A 7,004-nucleotide genomic window follows, 5' to 3' on the forward strand; every position below is an offset into this window, starting at 1 on the left:
AGGGCCGAGGCCATGCCCTGCAGCATCTGCGGCGCGTTGGCGAGTTGCTCGAGACCCGGCACCGCCGGAACGGGCGCCGGCGCGGCGGGCTGCGCGGTGGCGACGGCACTGAACGCCAGCGCGAGCGGAACGGCGCCCACAGCGGCAATCACGCTGGTGGCGAACGCTTTTCTGGTGAACTTCATGATTCTCCCAATCGGTTGTCAGCAGGCCTGCACCCGAAGCTACGGAGTTACTGGTGTTACTCAAGTGACACGTGTGGCATTTATGCAACCGTGACTGAGGTGTAGGTAATCGGTGACACTGGGGCCGGTGCCTGAAGGCCGATGTCTAAAGTCGACGGGATAGACGCCTCACCCGCCGCCCGCCCGGGGCCGACGCACCGCTCGCTCGCGACGAAGCTGGCCGCGGCGGCGCCCGTACTGCTGGTGCTGAGCATCGCCGCCCGATTCGCCTGGACCTATCTGGCGGCCAACGGCGCGAACTTCGTCGACCTGCACGTCTATGTCGGCGGCGCCGGTGCCCTCGATCGACCCGGCACCCTCTACGACTACGTCTACGCCGATCAGACGCCCGACTTCCCGCTGCCGTTCACCTATCCGCCGTTCGCCGCGATCGTCTTCTATCCGCTGCACCTGCTGCCCTTCGGGCTGGTGGCGTTCGCGTGGCAGGTCGGCATCGTCGCTGCGCTCTACGGCGTGGTGCGGGTCAGTCAGCGCCTGCTGTCCGGCGGTGCCCCAGGTGACCGGCGGATCGCGATGCTGTGGACCGCGGTGGGCATCTGGCTGGAACCGCTGCGCAGCACCTTCGACTACGGACAGGTCAACGTGCTGCTGGTGCTGGCGGTGCTCTGTGCGGTGCTCACCACCCGGTGGTGGCTCTCGGGCCTGCTCGTCGGCCTGGCCGCCGGCGTGAAGCTGACCCCGGCCGTGGCAGGCCTGTACCTCGTCGGCGCCCGCCGGTGGGGCGCCGCGGTGTTCTCGGCGGTCGTGTTCGCCGGCACCATCGGGATCGCCGCGCTCGTGATCGGTGACCAGACCCGGCGTTACTTCACCGAACTGCTCGGCGACGCCGACCGGGTGGGGCCGATCGGGACGTCGTTCAACCAGTCCTGGCGCGGCGGGATCTCACGCATCCTCGGACACGACGCCGGCTACGGGCCGGCCGTGGTGGCGGGCATCGTGGTGACCGCGGTGCTGGCCGTGCTGGCGTGGCGGGCGATCGGCGGCAGTGCCGACCGCCTCGGCGCCATCGTGGTGGTGCAACTCTTCGGGCTGCTGCTGTCACCGATCTCCTGGACGCACCACTGGGTCTGGGTGCTGCCGCTGATGATCTGGCTGCTGCACGGCCCGCGCCGCGACCTGCCGGGCGCGCGGATCCTGGGGTGGGGCTGGCTCACGCTCACCCTGGTCGGCGTGCCGTGGCTGCTCAGCTTCGCCCAGCCCACCATCTGGGAGATCAGCAGACCCTGGTATCTGGCCTGGGCTGGACTGATCTACATCGTCGCGACGCTGGCGACCCTGGCCTGGATAGCTACGGCCGGCCGACGATCCCGTCGATATCGCGAGCCATCTCCACGTCCTTCTCCGTGATCCCGCCCTCGGAGTGGGTGACCAGTGCGAAAGTCACCGTCCGCCAACGAATGTCGATATCGGGATGGTGGTCCTTCGCCTCGGCGTGCTCGCCGACCCGTCGCACGGCGTCGATGCCGTCAAGGAATGCGGGGAACTCGACCGACCGCCGCAGCGCTCCGTCGGCGCGCTCCCAGCCGTTGAGGTCGGGCAGTGCGGCGTCCACCTGTTCGTCCGTTAACACAGCCATGTCCTCGACGGTATACCGTCGGCGACGATGAACGGGCAGATCGTCGTTGCGGGCGCACTGATCTCGGGCACCTCGCTGCTGGTGGCGCAGCGCGCCCGGCCTGCCGAACTGGCCGGGCTGTGGGAGCTGCCGGGCGGCAAGGTCGCGGCGGGGGAGAGCGACGCCGCGGCGCTGATCCGGGAACTGCGTGAGGAACTCGGCATCGAGGTGACGGTCGGCGCGCGACTCGGCGCCGACGTCGCGCTGACCGACACGATGGTGCTGCGCGCATACCTGGTCACGCAGACCGGCGGTGTGCCGGTGCCCAACGACCACCGGGCACTGCGCTGGGTCGGCGCCGACGAACTCGACGGCCTGCCCTGGGTCCCGGCCGACCGCGCGTGGCTGCCGGACCTGGCGGCCGCGCTGGCGTCACTCGGACCGCTGGAGCCGATGCCCGATCGGTGACGTTGACGCGGTGACCCTGACGCGCCAGTGCTGGCTGTTCGCGATCGGTTCGGCGCTGTTCGCGCTGGGCACCGCACCAGGTTTCGCAGCCCACGCCGGAACGGGCGCGACAAACGTCGCGTGCTTCGCCGGATCGTGGTTCTTCACCGCTGCAGCCTACCTTCAGCTGGCCCGCAGCGGTCCGCGCTGGGCGTCTGAATGGCTCTCGGCGGCAACGCAATTCGTAGGTACCGTGTTGTTCAACCTCAGCACCGGGTCCGCCGTATGGGCCCACCTGGTGTCCACCGAGCAGCGCTTCGTCTGGAGCCCCGACGCCGCCGGCTCGGTGGCCTTCCTCCTCAGTGGGGCCCTCGGGCTCGTCGCAATCCCGCCGCGACCCCGGGATCGGTGGGCTGCCTGGGTCAACATGGTCGGCTGCGTGGCATTCGCCGTCTCGGCCGTTGCGGCGTTCGTGCGGGGCACCGGCGTCACGGCCGATGCGCTGCTGGCGGGCGCGGGCACGTTCAGCGGTGCGGTCTGCTTTCTGCTGGCCGCACTGCTCCTGCTGCCCCGCACTCGTCAGTAGCGCAAGCGGTCGCCCACCACCCGCAGCTGGTGCACGCTGCGCGGGTGGTGCACCGCGTGCACCGGGTGCAGCAGCACCGGGTGGCGACAGTGCGGGCAGGATTGTTGCGGCTCGTTCGCCGACGAGACCGTCAGGTGGTGACACGCGGCGCACCGCACGACGTAGGCCGCACGGAACCAGTTCATCATCCCGATGTAGATGGCGATGACGGTGGCGCTTGCCAGCACGACGATCAGGGTGACGGTGAGCACCTCGTAGACCGACATGGTGTACCTCCGACCGCCGGAATGACGCCTTTCGACGGCTGCCGTCGACGATACTCGCAGGTCAGTGCTTGCGGGCGCGCTTGAACACCTTCTCCAGTTCCTTGCCGCGAATGCCGTTGAGCTCGGCCTTATGGACACGATGCAGGACCAGCGGGCAGCGCTTGCAGCGCGGCTTGCTGCGACAGCATTTCTTCTTCGGCCTGAGGTCGGCGTACTTGGACGTCGTCACGTATTGGGGATCCCTGCCGGTCGCGATCGTGGTGGTAATGCGGTTACCCACTGTGCCATGGCCCGCGCGGGCGGTGTGACCTGCCTTGCTGCATTTCGCGATAGCTGTCCGGCGCTGCCACACTGAGCGACGTGGATTTTCGGAACGTCGCCATCGTCGCCCACGTCGACCACGGCAAGACGACCCTCGTGGACGCGATGCTGCGGCAGTCCGGTGCGCTGACGCACCGCGGTGACGATGCGATCGAACGGCTGATGGACTCCGGTGACCTGGAGAAGGAAAAGGGCATCACCATCCTGGCCAAGAACACCGCGGTGCACCGGCACCATGCCGACGGCGGCATGACGGTCATCAACGTGATCGACACGCCCGGCCACGCCGACTTCGGCGGCGAGGTCGAACGCGGCCTGTCCATGGTCGACGGTGTGCTGCTGCTCGTCGACGCCTCGGAGGGCCCGCTGCCGCAGACCCGCTTCGTGCTGCGCAAGGCGCTCGGCGCGCACCTTCCGGTGATCGTGGTGGTCAACAAGACCGACCGTCCGGACGCGCGCATCGCCGAGGTCGTCTCCGAGAGTCACGACCTGCTGCTCGACGTCGCGTCGGACCTCGACGAGGAGGCGCAGAAGGCGGCCGAATTCGCGCTCGGGCTGCCGACGCTGTACGCGTCCGGCCGGGCGGGCATCGCGAGCACCATCGAGCCGGCCAACGGCGAGAATCCCGAGGGCGAGAATCTCGACCCGCTGTTCGACGTTCTGCTGCAACACATCCCGCCGCCGCAAGGCGATCCCGAGGCGCCGCTGCAGGCGCTGGTGACCAACCTCGACGCGTCGGCCTTCCTCGGCCGGCTCGCGCTGATCCGCATCTACAAGGGCAAGCTGCGCAAGGGCCAGCAGGTGGCGTGGATGCGCGAGGTCGACGGCGTGCCCGTGGTCACCAACGCCAAGATCACCGAGCTGCTGGCCACCGTCGGCGTCGAACGCAATCCCACCGACGAGGCGATCGCCGGCGACATCGTCGCGGTCGCCGGCCTGCCCGAGATCATGATCGGCGACACGCTGGCCGACCCCGAACACGCGCACGCGCTGCCGCGCATCACGGTCGACGAACCGGCGATCTCGGTGACGATCGGCACCAACACCTCGCCGCTGGCGGGGAAGGTGTCCGGGCACAAGCTCACCGCCCGCATGGTGCGTGACCGGCTGGACCGCGAACTCATCGGCAACGTCTCCATCAAGGTCGTCGACATCGGCCGCCCCGACGCCTGGGAGGTGCAGGGCCGAGGCGAGCTCGCGCTGGCCGTGCTCGTCGAGCAGATGCGCCGCGAAGGCTTCGAGCTGACCGTCGGCAAGCCGCAGGTGGTCACCCGCACGATCGACGGCAAGCTTCACGAGCCGTTCGAGGCCATGACGATCGACTGCCCCGAGGAGTTCGTCGGCGCCATCACGCAGTTGATGGCCGCCCGCAAGGGCCGCATGGAGGAGATGGCCAACCACGCGGCGGGCTGGGTCCGGATGGACTTCATCGTGCCCAGCCGCGGGCTGATCGGCTTCCGTACCGACTTCCTGACGCTCACCCGCGGCACCGGCATCGCCAACGCCGTGTTCGACGGATACCGGCCGTGGGCCGGGGAGATCCGCGCCCGCCACACCGGGTCGCTCGTGTCGGACCGCACGGGGTCGGTGACGCCGTTCGCGATGATCCAGCTGTCCGACCGCGGGCAGTTCTTCGTCGAACCGGGCGATGACACCTACGAGGGTCAGGTGGTCGGCATCAATCCGCGCGCCGAGGACCTCGACATCAACGTCACCCGGGAGAAGAAGCTGACCAACATGCGGTCCTCCACGGCCGACGTCATGGAGACGCTGGCCCGGCCGCTCGAACTCGGCCTCGAACAGGCCATGGAGTTCTGCGCCGAGGACGAGTGCGTCGAGGTCACCCCGGAGATCGTCAGGGTGCGCAAGGTGGAGCTGACCGCGAGCCTGCGGGCGCGCGCGAAGGCCCGGGCCAAGGCCCAGAACTAGCCGACGGAAAACCGGCCACGGCGGGTGCCGCGGCCGGCTCCACGGATCGCCTCAGCAAACGAGCTCGTGGGAGCCATGATCACCGTGGGCAAGCCACTGATTTGCTCGCGTGCGGCGGCGCGGAGGACGGCCGATACCCTGAGGGGCGTGCCGAATCGAACTCGCCAGTCCTGCGCGAGGCTCGGCGCACTGGTGTCGGTACCGGCGTTGCTGCTCGGCGGATGCACGGTGAGCCCACCGCCCGCCCCGCAGAGCACCGAGACCACGGAGTCCGTGACGCCACCGCCGCCCAAGGCGACGCAGATCATCATGGCCATCGATTCGATCGGCCCCGGATTCAACCCACATCTGCTCTCCGACCAGTCCCCGGTCAACGCGGCGATCGCCGCGCTGGTGCTGCCGAGCTCGTTCCGGCCCGTGCCGGACCCGGCGTCGCCGACCGGTTCGCGATGGGAACTCGACACCGCGCTGCTCGAGTCGGCCGAGGTGACCAACCGGAACCCATTCACCGTCACCTACACGATCAAGCCGGAGGCGCAGTGGACCGACAACGCGCCGGTGGCCGCTGACGACTACTGGTACCTGTGGCAGCAGATGGTCAGCCAGCCGGGCGTCGTCGATCCGGCCGGCTATGACCTGATCACCGGTGTCCAGTCGGTCGAGGGTGGCAAACAGGCCGTCGTCACCTTCTCCCAGCCCTACCCGGCGTGGCGGGAACTGTTCAACAACATCCTCCCCGCGCACATCGTCAAGGACGTACCGGGTGGATTCGGGGCCGGTCTGGCGCGTGCCATGCCCGTCACCGCGGGCAAGTTCCGCGTCGACGACATCGATCCGCAGCGCGACGAGATCCTGCTCGCCCGCAACGACCGGTTCTGGAGTGGTCCGGCCAAACCCGACCAGGTGCTGTTCCGTCGCGGCGGATCGCCTGCCGCACTCGCCGACTCGATCCGCAACGGTGACACGCAGGTCGCCCAGATACACGGCGGCGCAGCCACTTTCGCTCAGCTCAGCGCGATACCCGACGTCAGGACGGCCCGCATCGTGACACCGCGCGTGATGCAGGTGACGCTGCGGGCCGGGCAGCCAAAGCTGGCCGAAGCGCAGGTGCGCAAGGCCATCCTGGGTCTGTTCGACGTCGATCTGCTGGCGTCGGTGGGCGCCGGTGACGACAACACCGTGACACTGGCCCAGGCTCAGGTCCGGACGCCGTCGGATCCGGGCTACGTGCCGACCGCACCGCCCGCGCTGGGCACCGAGGCGGCACTCGGCCTGCTCGCCGACGCGGGCTACGAGGTGGCGCCGGTGGAGAACCCGCCGCCGCCGACGCCCGGAACGCCGGCGCCCGACAACGACCGCGGCCGGATCACCAAGGACGGCGTGCCGCTGTCCCTGGTTCTCGGTGTGGCGGTGAACGATCCGACGTCTGTGGCGGTGGCCAACACGGCGGCCGATCAGTTGCGCAACGTCGGCATCGAGGCTTCGGTGCTGGCGCTCGACCCGGTCACGCTCTACGGCGAGGCGCTGGCCAACAACCGGGTGGACGCGGTGGTCGGCTGGCATGCGGCCGGGGGGGACCTCGCCACGTCGCTGGCGTCGCGCTACGGCTGCCGGGCGCTCGAGGCGACGCCGGTCCCGACCGCAGCACCCACGTC

Annotated in this window: 8 protein-coding genes and 1 pseudogene; 5 read left to right on the plus strand and 4 right to left on the minus strand. The window is 69.3% G+C overall.

The window, feature by feature from the left end; genetic code table 11:
- Positions 1-185 (minus strand): annotated as a pseudogene (locus tag Q2100_RS28430) (hypothetical protein); the annotation flags it as partial.
- A gap of 141 nt (positions 186-326) precedes the next feature.
- On the opposite strand from Q2100_RS28430, the gene Q2100_RS28435 reads away from it, so the two are divergent.
- Positions 327-1,592 (plus strand): mannosyltransferase, encoded by a 1,266-nt coding sequence (locus Q2100_RS28435; RefSeq protein ID WP_302916732.1) that lies wholly within the window; start codon positions 327-329, stop codon positions 1,590-1,592.
- On the opposite strand, the gene Q2100_RS28440 is transcribed toward Q2100_RS28435, so the two are convergent.
- A complete protein-coding gene (locus tag Q2100_RS28440) occupies positions 1,534-1,821 on the minus strand; it encodes a 4a-hydroxytetrahydrobiopterin dehydratase (RefSeq protein WP_264014645.1) in 288 nt (95 codons plus the stop codon). The two genes, Q2100_RS28435 and Q2100_RS28440, sit on opposite strands and share 59 nt — an antisense overlap.
- A 27-nt stretch (positions 1,822-1,848) precedes the next feature.
- Here Q2100_RS28440 and Q2100_RS28445 point away from each other — a divergent pair, with 27 nt between their 5' ends.
- Together Q2100_RS28445 and Q2100_RS28450 are read left to right on the plus strand one after the other, a co-directional pair.
- Positions 1,849-2,268, plus strand: coding sequence for a (deoxy)nucleoside triphosphate pyrophosphohydrolase (locus Q2100_RS28445; RefSeq protein ID WP_302916733.1), 420 nt, complete (start codon positions 1,849-1,851; stop codon positions 2,266-2,268).
- Between the two features lie 10 nt (positions 2,269-2,278).
- On the plus strand, positions 2,279-2,833 hold the full coding sequence (locus Q2100_RS28450) for a hypothetical protein (RefSeq protein WP_302916734.1): 555 nt from the start codon (positions 2,279-2,281) through the stop codon (positions 2,831-2,833).
- Here Q2100_RS28450 and Q2100_RS28455 read toward each other — a convergent pair.
- On the minus strand, positions 2,827-3,099 hold the full coding sequence (locus tag Q2100_RS28455) for a hypothetical protein (RefSeq protein WP_264014648.1): 273 nt from the start codon (positions 3,097-3,099) through the stop codon (positions 2,827-2,829). The genes Q2100_RS28450 and Q2100_RS28455 overlap by 7 nt on opposite strands.
- 61 nt (positions 3,100-3,160) lie before the next feature.
- Positions 3,161-3,328, minus strand: a complete 168-nt coding sequence (locus tag Q2100_RS28460) for a hypothetical protein (protein WP_264014649.1) — start codon at positions 3,326-3,328, stop codon at positions 3,161-3,163.
- 131 nt (positions 3,329-3,459) lie between these two features.
- Here Q2100_RS28460 and typA point away from each other — a divergent pair, with 131 nt between their 5' ends.
- Positions 3,460-5,349 (plus strand): translational GTPase TypA, encoded by a 1,890-nt coding sequence (gene typA, locus Q2100_RS28465; protein WP_264014650.1) that lies wholly within the window; start codon positions 3,460-3,462, stop codon positions 5,347-5,349.
- 75 nt (positions 5,350-5,424) lie between these two features.
- Positions 5,425-7,004: ABC transporter family substrate-binding protein (locus Q2100_RS28470; protein WP_302916735.1), on the plus strand; the 1,580-nt coding region annotated here is incomplete at its 3' end.

The organism is Mycolicibacterium arseniciresistens, assembly GCF_030519285.1.
Taxonomy (GTDB): Bacteria; Actinomycetota; Actinomycetes; order Mycobacteriales; family Mycobacteriaceae; genus Mycobacterium; species Mycobacterium arseniciresistens.

Bases quoted from the DNA above. Each gene is read 5' to 3' on its own strand.
- Q2100_RS28455 (WP_264014648.1), bottom strand. From the start codon at position 3,099: ATGTCGGTCTACGAGGTGCTCACCGTCACCCTGATCGTCGTGCTGGCA.
- Q2100_RS28435 (WP_302916732.1), top strand. From the start codon at position 327: ATGTCTAAAGTCGACGGGATAGACGCCTCACCCGCCGCCCGCCCGGGG.
- Q2100_RS28440 (WP_264014645.1), bottom strand. From the start codon at position 1,821: ATGGCTGTGTTAACGGACGAACAGGTGGACGCCGCACTGCCCGACCTC.
- Q2100_RS28445 (WP_302916733.1), top strand. From the start codon at position 1,849: ATGAACGGGCAGATCGTCGTTGCGGGCGCACTGATCTCGGGCACCTCG.